This window comes from Mycoplana sp. ABR4_002 (genome assembly GCF_056159645.1).
Genome location: NZ_JBSWVO010000001.1, coordinates 2,083,585 through 2,097,564, shown reverse-complemented (window position 1 = coordinate 2,097,564; position 13,980 = coordinate 2,083,585). Strand labels below are relative to the sequence as shown.

The 13,980-nt window shown below is 66.4% G+C and carries 13 protein-coding genes; 7 read left to right on the top strand and 6 right to left on the bottom strand.

What is annotated here, in order from left to right:
- Window positions 1-18: 18 nt before the first annotated feature.
- Window positions 19-417 (top strand): GFA family protein, encoded by a 399-nt coding sequence (locus tag ACXAGF_RS10215; protein ID WP_475016696.1) that lies wholly within the window; start codon window positions 19-21, stop codon window positions 415-417.
- Between the two features lie 69 nt (window positions 418-486).
- On the opposite strand, the gene sthA is transcribed toward ACXAGF_RS10215, so the two are convergent.
- Window positions 487-1,899, bottom strand: coding sequence for a Si-specific NAD(P)(+) transhydrogenase (gene sthA, locus ACXAGF_RS10210; protein WP_475016694.1), 1,413 nt, complete (start codon window positions 1,897-1,899; stop codon window positions 487-489).
- Window positions 1,900-2,067: 168 nt separating this feature from the next.
- Here sthA and ACXAGF_RS10205 point away from each other — a divergent pair, with 168 nt between their 5' ends.
- On the top strand, window positions 2,068-3,132 hold the full coding sequence (locus tag ACXAGF_RS10205) for a magnesium and cobalt transport protein CorA (RefSeq protein WP_475016693.1): 1,065 nt from the start codon (window positions 2,068-2,070) through the stop codon (window positions 3,130-3,132).
- An 85-nt stretch (window positions 3,133-3,217) separates the two neighbouring features.
- Here ACXAGF_RS10205 and ACXAGF_RS10200 read toward each other — a convergent pair whose 3' ends face one another.
- Entirely contained in the window at window positions 3,218-3,799 is a 582-nt protein-coding gene (locus tag ACXAGF_RS10200) for a helix-turn-helix domain-containing protein (RefSeq protein ID WP_475016691.1), read from the bottom strand.
- 175 nt (window positions 3,800-3,974) lie between these two features.
- On the opposite strand from ACXAGF_RS10200, the gene ACXAGF_RS10195 reads away from it, so the two are divergent.
- The gene (locus ACXAGF_RS10195; protein ID WP_475019255.1) at window positions 3,975-4,457 is read left to right on the top strand and encodes a fasciclin domain-containing protein; all 483 of its coding nucleotides are present in this window, start codon (window positions 3,975-3,977) and stop codon (window positions 4,455-4,457) included.
- A gap of 98 nt (window positions 4,458-4,555) precedes the next feature.
- Here ACXAGF_RS10195 and radC read toward each other — a convergent pair whose 3' ends face one another.
- The 4 genes from radC to phaC are packed head-to-tail and all read right to left on the bottom strand — an operon-like array spanning window position 4,556 to window position 8,863.
- Window positions 4,556-5,404, bottom strand: a complete 849-nt coding sequence (radC, locus tag ACXAGF_RS10190; protein WP_475016689.1) for a RadC family protein — start codon at window positions 5,402-5,404, stop codon at window positions 4,556-4,558.
- A gap of 6 nt (window positions 5,405-5,410) precedes the next feature.
- Window positions 5,411-6,238 (bottom strand): type I methionyl aminopeptidase, encoded by an 828-nt coding sequence (gene map, locus ACXAGF_RS10185; protein WP_475016687.1) that lies wholly within the window; start codon window positions 6,236-6,238, stop codon window positions 5,411-5,413.
- 29 nt (window positions 6,239-6,267) lie between these two features.
- A complete protein-coding gene (sfsA, locus tag ACXAGF_RS10180; protein ID WP_475016685.1) occupies window positions 6,268-6,987 on the bottom strand; it encodes a DNA/RNA nuclease SfsA in 720 nt (239 codons plus the stop codon).
- A 31-nt stretch (window positions 6,988-7,018) separates the two neighbouring features.
- Window positions 7,019-8,863, bottom strand: coding sequence for a poly(3-hydroxyalkanoate) polymerase subunit PhaC (gene phaC / locus ACXAGF_RS10175; protein WP_475016683.1), 1,845 nt, complete (start codon window positions 8,861-8,863; stop codon window positions 7,019-7,021).
- 159 nt (window positions 8,864-9,022) lie between these two features.
- Here phaC and ACXAGF_RS10170 point away from each other — a divergent pair, with 159 nt between their 5' ends.
- The 4 genes from ACXAGF_RS10170 (at window position 9,023) to recJ (ending at window position 13,968) form a co-directional block, all read left to right on the top strand.
- Window positions 9,023-9,358 carry an SHOCT domain-containing protein gene (locus ACXAGF_RS10170; protein ID WP_475016681.1) on the top strand — a complete coding sequence of 112 codons (336 nt, stop codon included), beginning with the start codon at window positions 9,023-9,025 and terminating at the stop codon, window positions 9,356-9,358.
- 172 nt (window positions 9,359-9,530) lie between these two features.
- Window positions 9,531-10,748 (top strand): LL-diaminopimelate aminotransferase, encoded by a 1,218-nt coding sequence (locus tag ACXAGF_RS10165; protein ID WP_475016679.1) that lies wholly within the window; start codon window positions 9,531-9,533, stop codon window positions 10,746-10,748.
- A 60-nt stretch (window positions 10,749-10,808) separates the two neighbouring features.
- A complete protein-coding gene (locus ACXAGF_RS10160; RefSeq protein ID WP_475016677.1) occupies window positions 10,809-12,131 on the top strand; it encodes a homoserine dehydrogenase in 1,323 nt (440 codons plus the stop codon).
- A 37-nt stretch (window positions 12,132-12,168) separates the two neighbouring features.
- Window positions 12,169-13,968, top strand: coding sequence for a single-stranded-DNA-specific exonuclease RecJ (recJ, locus tag ACXAGF_RS10155; RefSeq protein ID WP_475016675.1), 1,800 nt, complete (start codon window positions 12,169-12,171; stop codon window positions 13,966-13,968).
- Window positions 13,969-13,980: the final 12 nt, after the last annotated feature.

The following is a 13,980-nucleotide window of genomic DNA, read 5'->3' as shown; positions in this document are numbered from 1 at the left end:
AGGGGACGGGAGGACGGGATGAGCGAGACCCACACGGGGCATTGCCTCTGCGGCGCGGTTCGCTTTCGCACCAGCGGGCCGCTGCGCGGAGTGGTGGCCTGCCATTGCAGCCAGTGCCGCCGGCAGACCGGCCACTTCTACGCGGCGACCAATGTCAGGGACGACGAGTTGCAGCTCGAGGGCGGCGACAATGTGCGCTGGTACCGGGCGAGCGAAACGGCCAGCCGCGGCTTCTGCGCCACCTGCGGCTCGGCGCTGTTCTGGAAGGGCGACGGCTCCGACTACACCTCGATCATGGCGGGAGCGTTCGACCAGCCGACCGGTCTGAAGCTTGCCTGCCACATCTTCTGCGCCGACAAGGGCGACTACTACGAGATCACCGACGGCGTGCCGCAGCACGACCAGGCATTCGGCTGAGCGTCCCGGCAGGACCGTGGTGCCGGCCCGGCCGCGCGGGGTCGGCGTGGACCGCCGCCCGAGGAGCCCTCAGTTCGACGCGGCCGGCTTGATCTCGCCCATGCGGTTCCAGGCGTCAAGGCCGGCGATCTTGTAGGCCTCGGCGAGCGTCGGGTAGTTGAAGGTGTTCTCGACGAAGTACTCGACCGTGCCCTTCAGGTTCAGCACCGCCTGGCCGATGTGCACGAGTTCGGTCGCGCCTTCGCCGACGATGTGGACGCCGAGCAGGCGCCGCGTCTTCAGCGAGAAGATCATCTTCAGCAGGCCGGAATCGAGCCCCATAATGTGGCCGCGCGAGGTTTCGCGGAAACGGGCGATGCCGCACTCGTAGGGGATACCGCGCTCCTTTACCTCTTCCTCGGTCAGGCCGCAGGTGGAGATCTCCGGCACGGCATAGATGCCGTAGGGAAAGTATTTCTGCGGTTCCATGGCGATGGCGCCGACGGCGACGCGCGCGGCGATGCGGCCCTGTTCCATCGATGTCGAGGCAAGGCTCGGGAAGCCGACGACGTCGCCGGCGGCGTAGATGTTCGGCACCGCCGTCTGGAAGGTCTCGGGGTTGACCTTCAGCCGGCCGCGCTCGTCGGCCGTGAGGCCGGCGGCGGCGAGGTCGAGCGTGTCGGTGGCGCCCATCCGGCCGGCGGCATAGAGCACCATGTCGCAGGTCACGCCGCGGCCGTTGTCGAGCGTGATCGAGCATTTGCCGTTATCGAGCTTCTCGACCTTCTCCGCCTTCGTGCCGAGCAGCAACTTCATGCTGCGGTCGCGCAGCTGGTAGGTAAAGTCCTCGACGATCTCTCGGTCGATGAAGTCGAGCATCGACTCCTTGGGGTCGACGACCGTCACCTGGGCGTCGAGCGCGCTGAAGATGGTGGCGTATTCGATGCCGATGACGCCGGCGCCGATGACCGCGAGCGAGCGCGGCAGTTCCTCGATGTCCAGCAGCTCGTCGCTGTCGACGATGGCCTTGCCGTCGAAGGGGATGCTGGCCGGGCGGTAGGGCTTGGTGCCGACCGCCAGCAGGATGCGCCGGCCGCCGACATGCAGGATCTCACCGTCGTCCTTGACCACCTGCAGCGTGTCGGGGGTGAGAAAGCTCGCCTTGCCGCGCAGATGCTGCACGCGGTTGCGGGCGAACTGGTGCTCCAGCACCTCCACCTCGTGGTCGAGCGTGATCAGCAGCCGCCGGCGCAGGTCGTCGGCGCTGATCTCCTCCTTGACGCGGTAGGCGCGGCCGTAGAAGCCGCGTTCGCGCCAGCCGGTCAGGTTCAGCGCCGTTTCCCGCAGGGTCTTGGAGGGGATCGTGCCGGTGTGGACGGAGACGCCGCCGACCCGCTTGCCCTGCTCGATGACGAGCACCTTGTGGCCGAGCTTGGCGGCCTGGATGGCGCCCCTTCGCCCCGCGGGGCCGCTGCCGACGACGACGAGATCAAACTGTTGCATGGACGGCTTCCGGTTCCTGGCAGAATCGTTGTGCACTGCGGCAAACGCCGCCACGATCTATACCGCCATGTCATCGCTTAACAAAGCCCCCGCACGCGTGTCCTCCTGCATCATTCTTTCGCGTGATTGCGCCGTGCTATAGTGATCGCACGTGCCGTGGAGGGCTTGATGATGACCGTGCACGACGTCCGGGGGGCGCCGGCAGTGGCTGCCGGCGGGAGCGAGCAGACGACCGGCGAGCCGCGGCCGATCGCGCATCATCGTCCCGGCGTCGTCGCCGCCGCGGTGTACGAGGAAGGCCAGCGCGTCGCCGACATCGCCATCGAGGAGGCGGCAGAGTGGCGCCGGCGCGACGGGGCGGTCATCTGGATCGGCCTGCACGAGCCCGACGATGCCCTGCTGCGCGAGGTCCAGGCCGAGTTCGACCTGCACGAGCTGGCGATCGAGGACGCCCGCCACGCGCACCAGAGGCCGAAGCTGGAGATCTACGGCGACGCGATGTTCGTGGTGGCGCGGACCGCGCACATGATGGGCGACGAGATCGTCTTCGGCGAAACGCACCTGTTCGTCGGCAAGGGCTATGTCGTTTCCGTGCGCCACGGCGCCTCGAGTTCCTACAATCTCGTGCGGCAGCGCTGCGAGTCATCGCCGGTGGCGCTGGCACACGGCGAGAACTACATCCTCTATTCGATCCTTGACTTCATCGTCGACAACTACATGCCGGTGATCGAGCGGATCCACGACGAGATCGAGACGCTCGAGGAACGGCTTCTGCGCGAGCAGCTGGCCAAGGCCGACATCGAACGGCTCTACCTGCTGCGCCGCAACCTGCTGCGCCTGCGCAACGCCGTGGTGCCGCTCGTCGACGTCTGCCGCCGGCACGAGCATCTGGACCTGCCGGGCATGGATGCGTCGCTGCACAACCTCTTCCGCGACGTGACCGACCATGTCCGGCGCGTGCAGGAGGATATCGACACGCTGCGGGAGGTGCTTGCCTTCACCTTCGAGGCCAGCCTGATGATCGGCCAGTCGGAGCAGACGATCATCGCCCGCAAGCTGGCCTCGTGGGCCGCGATCCTGGCCGTGCCGACGGCGATCGCCGGGATCTACGGCATGAATTTCCAGGATATGCCGGAGCTGTCCTTTCGCTACGGCTACTTCGTCGTGCTCGCCGTGATCCTACTGCTGTGTGTGACGCTGTACCGGCTGTTCCGCAGGGCCCGGTGGCTGTGACACACCTGTCAGGATGCTGATGTATTTTATGAGGAAGCGTCCACATAATTATGAAAATAAATCATAAGTGTGCGGGATATCTCGCTTATGGTGTCGTCACGACGATGGCGGTGCAGTCGCCGTCGTTCCCGCGGCAATAGCTGTGCGGTACGCCCGAGTCGAAATGCAGGGCGTCGCCCTCGTCAAGCACGACCACCTCGCCGTCGACGGTGACATTCAGCCGGCCGGTCAGGACGTAGACGAACTCCGCGCTTCCGTGCCGATGCGGCCTGGACGGTCCGGCCGCGCCCGAGAAATCGGCGAGATAGGCTTCCATGCGGCGCTCGGGGAAGGGATAGTCCAGGCTCTCGAAGAGGTAGGAAGGGCTCTTGTCTTCACCGGGCGGTATCGGAAGGCGCAGCCGCCCGCCTCTGCGCGTCACCGCCAGCCGTGGCCCTTCCTTGGCAAAGAAATGATCGAGATCGACGCCGAACACCAGTGCGATTCGCAACAGCGTCGGCAGGGTCGGAAACAACTGGCCGCGTTCGATCTTGGACAGCATCGCCGACGACAATCCGGTGTGGGTGCCGAGCTGGACCAGCCCCATCTTCTTCTTCAGGCGCAGGGCCTTGATGCGGGGACCGATGCGGTAGCGCTCCAACTCGTTGGTGAGTGTGTCTGACAGCACGCCTCGTCTCCTTTTCCTGCCATGACCATTTTCGAGAGAATGTTTAATTCACGATTAAAGGTGGTTTCGTTTCACGAAAACTTGAGTAGAAGGAAAACATATTTTCCTGATATGAAAACTCATTGCCTTTCCAAAGGCAAGTAAAGTTCACGCAAGGAGAACGATGATGATGAAGATGAAGCAAGCAATCGCTGGCGCGTTGTTCACCATTGCCGCGGCCGCTCTGCCCGCACAGGCGGGGGACAAGGACATTGTCGACACCGCCGTCGGCGCGGGCCAGTTCAACACGCTGGCGGCTGCGCTCGAGGCCGCCGATCTGGTCGCAACGCTGAAGGGAGAGGGCCCGTTCACGGTGTTCGCGCCGACGGACGAGGCATTTGCCAAGCTGCCCGACGGGGCAGTGGATGACCTGCTGAAGCCCGAGAACAAGGAAAAGCTGGTGAGCGTTCTGACCTATCACGTCGTGCCCGGCAAGGTGATGGCGGCCGACGTCACAAAGCTGGACGAGGCCGAGACCGTCAACGGCAAGGCGATCGATATCCAGGTCGACGGCAGTGCGGTGAAGGTGAACGACGCCAATGTCACGGCGACCGACATCGGCGCGTCGAACGGCGTCATCCACGTCATCGACAGCGTGATCATGCCGCCACAGAGCTGATGCGGACGACCAGGCCCGGGCCAGTCCGGGCCTTGTCGCCGTCGAACAACGGGAAACGGGCCGCCGAAGAGGCGGCCTTTTTCATCGAGAGCCGCGATCTAGATCAGCTTCAGTCCCTTCATGCTCGCATGGCCGTCGCGTCCGATGATGATGTGGTCGTGGACGACGATGCCGAGCGGCCTGGCGGTGTCGATGATGGTCCTTGTCATGTCGATGTCGGCACGGGAGGGGGTGGGATCGCCGGATGGGTGGTTGTGGACGAGAATGATCGCGGTGGCCGACAGCTCCAGCGCCCGTTTGACCACCTCGCGCGGGTAGACGGGCGTGTGGTCGACGGTGCCGTGTCCCTGCACCTCGTCGGCAATCAGGGCGTTGCGCTTGTCGAGGAAGAGCAGGCGGAACTGCTCGCGGCTCTCGTGCGCCATGGCAGCATGGCAATAGCGGATGACCTCGGACCAGGAGCCGAGCACCTGCTTGTTGCGCAGCTCGCTCTTGAGCATGCGCTGCGCCACCGTTGCAATCAGCTTCAGGTCGAGCGCAACCGCCTCGCCGATGCCCCTGACCTCCTGCAACAGCGCCGGCGCCGCGCCGAGCACGCCCGCAAGCGTACCGAAGCGGTCGAGCAGGGCCTTGGCGATCGGCTTGGTGTCGCGCCGCGGAATCAATCGGAACAGCAGCAGTTCCAGGATCTCGTAGTCGGCCAGCGCCGCCTCGCCGTGGTCGCGGTAGCGGTTGCGCAGCCGCTCGCGATGGCCGTGATAGTGCGCCTGGTCGTCCGGCAACGAGCGGCTTTTTGCGGAAATCTTCGGTGCGGGCCGGTGCTCGGCGAAATGACCGCGGTCGTCCTCGCCATCGTCGTCGAGGAGCGGTCCGGCCTGTCCCGCCGCTGCCTGGTGCGCCTTGTCGGCGGTCGCGATCTCACCAGTCGGAGCGGGAGGTTTGGCCATGGGAACCTATCCGGGAAGGCCGGGGCGATCGAGACCGCCCGGCGAGAGCGTGAAGACCTCGCAGCCGTCGGCCGTAACCCCGACGGCATGCTCGTACTGGGCGGAGAGCGATCGGTCGCGGGTCACCGCCGTCCAGCCGTCCGACAGCACCTTCACGTGCGGGCGGCCGAGATTGATCATCGGCTCGATCGTGAAGACCATGCCCTCCTTCAGTTCCGGGCCCTCGTTGGCGTGGCCGTAGTGGAGGATGTTCGGGGCGTCATGAAACAGGCGGCCGAGGCCGTGACCGCAGAAATCGCGCACGACCGAACAGCGCTCGGCCTCGGCGAATTTCTGGATTGCCTCGCCGATGGCGCCGGTGCGCGCGCCGGGCTTCACCGCCGCCACTCCGCGCATCAGGCACTCGTGCGTCACTTCCAGGAGTCGCTCCGCCGCGCGCTTGATCTGGCCGACCGGGTACATGCGGCTGGAATCGCCATGCCAGCCGTCGAGGATGTAGGTGACGTCGATGTTGACGACGTCGCCTTCGCGCAGCGGCTTGTCGTTGGGAATGCCGTGACAGACGACGTGGTTGATCGAGGTGCAGCAGGACTTGGTGTAGCCGCGATAGTTCAGGGTGGCGGGAATGGCGCCGTGGTCCATGCCGAATTCGAAGACGAAGCGGTCGAGCACGTCGGTCGAGACGCCGGGCTTGACCAGTGGATAGAGTTCGTCCAGCGCGCGCGCCGTCAACTGGCACGCCTTGCGCATGCCCTCGAATGCCTCGCCGCCGTAAAGCCGGATCACGCCCGTGTTCTTCATCGGCGCGGAAAAGGCCTCGATATAGGTCACCATCGTCGAACTTTCGCTAGTCGGTCAAAATTTCATAGAGCAGCTATGGCGGGTTCGTCCATCGCGATCAATGCCGAGGGGCGAATTTCACGGGGCGAAACCGCGCATTTGACCGCATAGGCCTCGACGCCGCGGGCGCGGGCGCGCCCGAACGCGGCGGCATAGAGCGGGTCGAGGTCGCTGCAGATGCGGAAGCGATCGCAGTCGGACCGCTGCACCAGATAGAGCATGATGGCCCGATGGCCGGCCTCCGCCATGTCGCCGAGTTCCTCAAGGTGCCGTGCGCCGCGCGCGGTCGCCGTGTCGGGAAACTCGGCAAGACCGGGCTGACGGCGAAAATGGACGTTCTTCACCTCGACATAGGCCGAGGGGCGGTCCGGCCCGGACAGGAGCAGGTCGATCCGTGACTGGCGGCCGTATTTCCGCTCCCGCTCGATGGTCGGATAGGCGGCGAGGTCGCCGACGAGACCGGCGCGGATCGCTTCCTCCGCGAGCCGGTTCGGCAGACCGGTGTTGACGCCGACGACCGTATCGTCGGCCTCGATCAGTTCGAACCGGTGCGGATACTTGCGCGTGCCGCCGTCCTGCCGCGACAGCCAGATGCGCGAGCCGGGCGCGGTCAGGCCCTGCATCGAGCCGGTGTTCGGGCAGGAACCGGTGATCGCGCTTCCGTCGGCGAGCGTCGCGTCGAACAGGAAGCGCTTGTAGCGCTGCACGAGGGTCGCAGGGATGAGGGGCGGATCGAAGATCATTGGCAGCGGCGGGCCTGCGGGGCTAAGCCATTCAGGACCGGACCCGGACGAAGGAACCCGGGGCGTTCTCGATCGGCTTCAGCCGGCCGCCGGTCTTGCGCGCCGGCACCTTGCGGTCGTCGAGCGCCTCGATCCAGGCCTGCCAGTGCGGCCACCACGAGCCCGGCGTTTCCTTGGCCTTCTTTACCCAGTCCTCGTAAGTGCCCCTGGGCGGACCGCCAGTCCAGAACTGATACTTCATCCGGTCCGGCGGGTTGACGACGCCGGCAATGTGGCCGGAGCCGGACAGGACATAGGTCACCTTGCCGCCGAAGGCGCTGCTGCCGACGAAAACCGACTTGGCGGGCGCGATATGGTCTTCCCGGGTGGCGAGGTTGTAGATCGGGATCTTGACGTCGCCGAGCGAGATCTTCTCGCCGGCCAGCGTCATCTCGCCCTTGCTGAGCGTGTTGTTCAGGTAGCAATTGCGAAGATAAAACGAATGGTTGGCCGCCGGCATTCGCGTGGAATCTGAATTCCAGTAGAGCAGGTCGAAGGGCATCGGTTCCTGGCCCTTCAGGTAGTTGTTGACGAAATAGGGCCAGATCAGCTCGGACGCGCGCAGCATGTTGAAGGCCGTCGCCATCTTCGAGCCCTCGAGGTAGCCGACCGTCTTCATGCCCTGCTCGAGCGCTGTGATCTGGTCCTCGTCGGCGAAGATCTTCAGGTCGCCGGCATGGGTGAAGTCGACCTGGGTGGTGAACAGCGTGGCGGAGCGGATGCGGCTGTCGCCCTCGCGCGCATGCAGGGCGAGGGCGGCCGCGAGCAGCGTGCCGCCGACGCAGTAGCCGATGGCGTTGACCTCGTCCTCGCCGCAGGCCTGGTCGATCGTGTCGAGGGCGAAGTCGACGCCCTCGCGGATGTAGGCCTCCCAGCCCTTCCCGGCGTGGCGCCCGTCAGGATTGACCCAGGAGATAACGAACACGGTATGGCCCTGTTCGACCGCCCACTTGATGAACGACTTCTGCGGGTTGAGGTCGAGGACGTAGAACTTGTTGATCCAGGGCGGGCAGATCAGCAGCGGCCGCTTGAGCACGTCCTTCGTCGCCGCGTCGTACTGGATGACCTGGCAGACGTCGCTCTGGGCGATCACCTTGCCCGGCGTGACCGCCATGTTCTCGCCGACCGCGAACTTGCTGGTGTCGGTCTGGCGCAGCTTCAGGTCGCCCTTGCCGGCGGCAATGTCCTCGGCCAGCATCCGCATGCCGCGCACGAGGTTTTCGCCATGGCTGGCCACCGTCTCGCGATAGAGCTGGGGGTTGGTGGTGATGAAGTTTGTCGGCGAGATCGCGCTGGTGATCTGCCGGACGTAGAAGTCGGCCTTGTGGCGGGTGTGCTCGTCCAGTCCCTCGGCCTCGGCCACCATCTTCTCGGCCCAGTCGGAGGTGACGAAATAGGCCTGGCGCAGGAAGTCGAAGAACGGCTGTTTCGACCAGTCCTCGTCGGCGAATCGCTTGTCCTTGCTGCAACGGACGTCGACCTCGGCCATGGCCTCGCCGTTGAGCTTCTGAAGGGTGCGCGACCACATGTCGAAATAGCTGCCGAGCAGGTAGGTCTGGGCCTCGAGCGTGCGGCGCGGATCGGCCAGCCAATACTCGGACACCTTGGACAGCGTCCGGACCATGTCGACCACCGGTTCGGCGACCGTGTCGACCTTCTCGCCGCGCTCGCGCGGGGCCAGCCAGGCCGAGGCGGCCTTGCCGAGCTGTTCGAGCGTGCGGGCCAGGTTAACCGCGAGCGCCTCGGGATTCTTGACCACATAGGGCTCGATCGATTTCGGGTCGAAACCGGCAAAACCGGTGGTCTCTCGTGTGTCGCCCCGTACGTCCTGGCTCACCGTTTCCTCCGGATTTTCTTGTTAGTTTCCGTTTTTACATCCTGCCGGAAAAAGATTACAAGGGCCATACAGCTTTTTGCCGGGGCGGTGATTTGCACCCGGCAGCGACACGGCAATCGCGCCGGATCGCTCGGTTACATTCTGCGAGGCAGGACAGGCATGGCGTTCGAATTCAGACGGGCTGGCGCGGCGATCGTGCTTGGGGGACTGGCAATGAGCGGGCTGGCCGGCTGCATGGCGGCGCCGGTGCCGGACGGCGTCAATGCCGGGGTCGACCGCGCCTCGCCTTATCCCGACATCACCGCCAGGGTGCATGCCGCGACGACGCAGATGAGCAACGACGAGGCGGCCTCGATCAGCGCCCGGCTGAGCGCGCTTGGAGCACAACGGCAGGCCGGCTCGATCTCGGAAGCGGAGTACCAGCGCCAGGCGCGCGAGCTGCAGGCGCTTGCCGCTAATCATGGCGCGGAGACGCTGAAGGCGATCGAGAATTAGCGCTTGCCTTTGCGGTCGATTGGCCGCAAAGCCATGGTGGGTCCTTGGGACCGCTCGGGTGCCGAAAATGTCATGAAAACGGACATATTCGCCACTATCCGGGAATCGTGAATCTGCGCGGGCTTGGAAAAACAGACGGTTACCGCCACAGCCGCGCCCAACGGGGTCGAAGATGGAAGAATTTCACAAGGTCCGGCGTCTGCCGCCGTATGTTTTCGAGCAGGTCAATCGCTTGAAAGCCAGCGCGCGAGCGGGCGGGGCCGACATCATCGACCTCGGCATGGGCAACCCCGACCTGCCGACGCCGAAGGCGATCGTCGACAAGCTGTGCGAGGTGGTCCAGGACCCGCGCACGCACCGTTACTCCTCGTCCAAGGGCATTCCCGGCCTGCGCCGGGCCCAGGCCGCCTACTACGCCCGCCGCTTCGGGGTGAAGCTGAACCCGGAGACGCAGGTGGTGGCGACGCTGGGCTCGAAGGAGGGCTTCGCCAACATGGCCCAGGCGATCACCGCCCCGGGCGACGTCGTGCTCTGCCCCAACCCGACCTATCCGATCCACGCCTTCGGCTTCCTGATGGCGGGCGGCGTGATCCGCTCGCTGTCGGTCGAGCCGGACGACAGCTTCTTCGGACCGCTGGAGCGCGCCGTGCGCCACTCGATCCCGAAGCCGCTGGCGCTGATCCTGAACTATCCGTCGAACCCGACGGCGCACGTGGCCACGCTCGACTTCTACAAGGACGTGGTCGCGTTTGCGAAGAAGCACGACATCATCGTGCTGTCGGACCTGGCTTATTCCGAAATCTACTTCGACGGCGCGCCGCCGCCGTCGGTGCTCGAGGTTCCGGGCGCGATCGATATCACCGTCGAGTTCACCTCGATGTCGAAGACGTTTTCCATGCCCGGCTGGCGCATGGGCTTTGCCGTCGGCAACGAACGGCTGATCGCGGCGCTGACGCGGGTCAAGTCCTACCTCGATTACGGGGCTTTCACGCCGATCCAGGTCGCGGCCACCCACGCGCTGAACGGTGACGGTGCGGACATCGCCGAGGTGCGCAACATCTACAAGCGCCGCCGCGACGTGCTGGTGGACAGCTTCGGCAAGGCCGGCTTCGAGGTGCCGCCGCCGGCGGCGACGATGTTCGCCTGGGCGAAGATCCCGGAAAAGTTCCGGCATCTCGGCTCGCTGGAGTTTTCCAAGCTGCTGGTCGAAAAGGCCGAGGTGGCGGTCGCCCCCGGTGTCGGCTTCGGCGAGCAGGGCGACGAGTATGTGCGCATCGCACTGGTGGAGAACGAGCACCGAATCCGCCAGGCGGCGCGCAACATCAAGCGCTTCCTGTCTTCGGCCGACGAGACGATGCACAACGTCATCTCGCTCAACGCCCACCGCTGATCCCCTTCGCCCGCCGGCGGCGGCCGGTGGGCACATCAAAAATCGATAGGACTTTAGATCATGGCTGATGCCCTCAAAATCGGCATAGCGGGCTTGGGTACCGTTGGGGCGGCGCTGGCGCGCATCCTCGCATCGCGGCGCGAGATGCTGACGACGACCTGCGGACGGCCGATCGAGGTCGTCGCCGTTGCCGCGCGCGACCGCAGCCGCGACCGCGGCGTCGACCTGTCGCACATCGGCTGGTTCGACGATCCTGTGGCGCTTGCCGAGAACCCGCAGATCGACGTCTTCGTCGAGCTGATGGGCGGGGCAGGCGACCCGGCCTATGCGGCGGTCAAGGCGGCGCTGTCACGCGGCGTGCACGTGGTGACGGCGAACAAGGCGCTGCTGGCCGCGCACGGCGTCGAGCTTGCCACCATCGCCGAGGAGCGCGGCTGCCTCCTGAACTACGAGGCGGCGGTCGCCGGCGGCATTCCGGTGATCAAGGCGCTGCGCGAATCCCTGACCGGGAACACCGTTTCGCGCGTCTACGGCATCATGAACGGCACCTGCAACTACATCCTGACCAAGATGGAGAAGGAGGGCCTGAGCTTCGCCGAATGCCTGAAAGAGGCGCAACGGCTCGGCTATGCCGAGGCCGACCCGACCTTCGACATCGAGGGCAACGACACCGCGCACAAGCTGTCGATCCTGACCACGCTCGCCTTCGGCAACCGGATCGCCGCGGACGACATCTATCTCGAAGGCATCAGCAACATCTCCATCGACGACATCCGTGCGGCGGCGGACCTCGGCTACCGCATCAAGCTGCTCGGCGTGGCGCAGCGGACCGAGACCGGCATCGAGCAGCGCGTCCACCCGACCATGGTGCCGATCGAATCGGAGATCGCCCAGGTCGACGGCGTCACCAACGCGGTGGCGATCGAGTCCGACATCCTCGGCGAGCTTCTGATGGTCGGGCCCGGCGCCGGCGGCAACGCCACCGCCTCGGCCGTGCTCGGCGATATCGCCGACATCGCCAAGAGCCGGCCCGGCGCCCAGCGCGTGCCCGTGCTCGGCCGTCCGGCGACCTCGCTCGAGCCCTACCGGCGGGCGCAGATCCGCAAGCATCACGGCGGCTACTTCATCCGCATGACGGTCGAGGACCGGGCCGGGGTGTTCGCCAACATCGCCGGCCACATGGCCGAGAACGGCATCTCGCTGGAATCGATCGTCCAGCATTCCAAGCACTTCACCGAAGAAGCCGAGCCGAAGACGATCATCCTCGTCACCCACGCCACCATGGAGGACAGCGTCCGCCGGGCCGTCGCCTCGATCACCAAGGAAGGCTACCTTGCCGGCGAGCCGCAGGTGATCCGCATCGAGCGGCCGAAGGCGCAGTAGGGCGGACCGGTTGCCGAACGCGACCGGCAGGGGGACGATGAGCCAGGAGGTCGATCCAGTCCAGCGCGCCTTTCTCGGGGTCGAGCGATCGGCCACCGGACAGCGGTGGCTGGCGCGGCTGGACCAGGCCGGCGAGAACCGGGCGCTGGCGATGAGCCAGACGCACGGCGTGCCGGACCTGATCGCGCGTGTGCTGGCCGGGCGCGGCGTCGGCTTCGACGAGACGCTCGAATTTCTCGACCCGACGCTGCGGCGGTTGATGCCCGATCCCTACCGGCTGACGGACTGCGAGGCGGCGGCCGGGCGCATCGCGGCCGCGGTGCAGCGCCGCGAACGGGTGGCGATCTTCGGCGACTACGACGTCGACGGCGCCTGCGCCTCGGCCATCCTCTACCGCTTCCTGAACCACTTCGGCGTCGAGGCCGAAATCTACATTCCCGACCGCATCTTCGAGGGCTACGGCCCCAATCCGCAGGCGATCGATGCGCTGATCGACCGGGGCACGCAACTGATCGTCACGGTCGACTGCGGCTCGACCAGCTTCGATTCGCTGGCGCGGGCAAGACAGCGCGGCATCGACGTCGTGGTGATCGATCACCACCAGGTCGGCCAGGAACTGCCGGGCTGTGCGGCGCTGGTCAATCCCAACCGCGAGGACGACCTGTCGGGGCAGGGGCACCTGTGCGCCGCCGGCGTCGTCTTCCTCGTCCTGGTGGCGCTGCAGCGGCTGCTGCGCGGGCGCGACGCACGGGCAGGCGACTTTGACCTGATGACCCTGCTCGATCTCGTCGCGCTGGCGACCGTGTGCGATGTGGTGCCGCTGAAGGGGCTGAACCGGGCCTATGTGGTCAAGGGCTTGGTGGCGGCGCGCCATCTCGGCAACCCCGGGCTGGCGGCGCTCCTGAAGCAGGCCGGCATCGGTGGTCCGGTGACGCCCTACCATCTCGGCTTCCTCGTCGGTCCGCGCATCAACGCCGGCGGGCGCATCGGCGACGCCGCCCTCGGCAGCCGGCTGCTGACGCTCGAGGACGCCGCGCAGGCCGAGGCGATCGCCGCGCAGCTCGACGGCCTGAACCGGGAGCGACAGGCGCTGGAAGTCGCGATGCTGGCCGAGGCCGAGGCCGAGGCCACCGCCGAATACGGCAGCGGCGAGAAAGCCTCGGTGATCGTGACCGCGCGCGAGGGTTGGCACCCGGGCGTCGTCGGCCTGCTTGCCTCGCGCCTCAAGGACCGCTTCCACCGACCCGCCTTCGCCATCGCCTTCGACCCGTCCGGCAAGGGCACCGGCTCGGGCCGGTCGATCAGCGGATTCGACCTCGGACGGATGGTGCGCGCGGCGGTGGAGGAGGGCCTTCTCGTCAAGGGCGGCGGTCACGGCATGGCCGCCGGCCTCACGGTCGAACGCGCCAACCTCGGACGGCTGCGCAGCTTCTTCGAGGAGCGGGCGGAAAAGGCGGTGCGGGAGCTGACGGCGACGCGGACGATGAAGATCGACGGTGCACTCGCCGCCTCCGGCGCGACGCTGGCGCTGGCCGACAGGCTGGAGCAGGCCGGTCCCTACGGCGCGGGCCACCCGCAGCCGGTGTTCGCGCTCGCCGCGCACCGCCTTGTCGACGTCCGGCAGGTCGGAGTCAACCACCTGAAGCTGACACTCGAGGGACCCGACCGCGGCCGGATCGAGGGCATGGCGTTCCGCGCGACGGATGCGCCGCTCGGCCAGTTCTGTCTCGGCCGCCGCGGCCAGCTGCTGCATGTCGCCGGCTCGCTCTCCGCCGACCAGTGGCAGGGCAACCGGCGCATCCAGTTCCGAGTCAGCGATGCGGCGGACGCTTTCTAGGCAGACGGGTCC

Excerpts from the sequence above, each read along its gene's own strand:
- map (WP_475016687.1), bottom strand. The coding sequence starts at position 6,238 with ATGGTGACCTATATCGAGGCCTTTTCCGCGCCGATGAAGAACACGGGC.
- recJ (WP_475016675.1), top strand. The coding sequence starts at position 12,169 with ATGAGCCAGGAGGTCGATCCAGTCCAGCGCGCCTTTCTCGGGGTCGAG.
- ACXAGF_RS10160 (WP_475016677.1), top strand. The coding sequence starts at position 10,809 with ATGGCTGATGCCCTCAAAATCGGCATAGCGGGCTTGGGTACCGTTGGG.
- ACXAGF_RS10205 (WP_475016693.1), top strand. The coding sequence starts at position 2,068 with ATGATGACCGTGCACGACGTCCGGGGGGCGCCGGCAGTGGCTGCCGGC.
- ACXAGF_RS10165 (WP_475016679.1), top strand. The coding sequence starts at position 9,531 with ATGGAAGAATTTCACAAGGTCCGGCGTCTGCCGCCGTATGTTTTCGAG.
- ACXAGF_RS10195 (WP_475019255.1), top strand. The coding sequence starts at position 3,975 with ATGAAGCAAGCAATCGCTGGCGCGTTGTTCACCATTGCCGCGGCCGCT.
- sthA (WP_475016694.1), bottom strand. The coding sequence starts at position 1,899 with ATGCAACAGTTTGATCTCGTCGTCGTCGGCAGCGGCCCCGCGGGGCGA.
- sfsA (WP_475016685.1), bottom strand. The coding sequence starts at position 6,987 with ATGATCTTCGATCCGCCCCTCATCCCTGCGACCCTCGTGCAGCGCTAC.
- radC (WP_475016689.1), bottom strand. The coding sequence starts at position 5,404 with ATGGCCAAACCTCCCGCTCCGACTGGTGAGATCGCGACCGCCGACAAG.
- ACXAGF_RS10170 (WP_475016681.1), top strand. The coding sequence starts at position 9,023 with ATGGCGTTCGAATTCAGACGGGCTGGCGCGGCGATCGTGCTTGGGGGA.
- ACXAGF_RS10215 (WP_475016696.1), top strand. The coding sequence starts at position 19 with ATGAGCGAGACCCACACGGGGCATTGCCTCTGCGGCGCGGTTCGCTTT.